Source organism: Xanthomonas sp. SHU 199 (genome assembly GCF_000364665.1).
Classification (GTDB): Bacteria; Pseudomonadota; Gammaproteobacteria; order Xanthomonadales; family Xanthomonadaceae; genus Xanthomonas_A; species Xanthomonas_A sontii.
Window position 1 is genome coordinate 1 of sequence record NZ_AQOI01000738.1, and the last position, 374, is coordinate 374.

The following is a 374-nucleotide window of genomic DNA, read 5'->3' on the forward strand; positions in this document are numbered from 1 at the left end:
GGGTGCCGCGGCCGCGGCGGCGGTGCCGGCGCTGGCCGCCAGCAGCGCATCCACCTCGCTGAGGGTGTCGCGCAGGTACCAGTGCCCGTCGCGGCGCACCAGCACCGCGGTGGTGTCGATCTGTTCGCCGTCCAGCGGGTACTGGATGCGCACCACCGCCTGGTCGCCCTGCTGGTTGACCAGGCCGGTGCGCAGCGCGCCGGCGCTGGCATCCAGGTCCAGGCCGTAGTCGGCCAGCACCGCCTTGAGGTCGGCCAGGAACGGGCCCAGCCGGCGCAGGCTCTCGTCCATGCCCAGGGTGCGCAGGTCGGCATCGCTGCGCACGCCGGTGCGGCGCGCGCCCGCGCACAGCCGCGCGAGCGCCGCCTGGGCGC

At 76.7% G+C, this 374-nt stretch carries 1 pseudogene; it reads right to left on the minus strand.

Annotation, left to right across the window (positions count from 1 at the left end):
• Positions 1 to 374 (minus strand): annotated as a pseudogene (locus tag D183_RS0120480) (hypothetical protein); the annotation flags it as partial.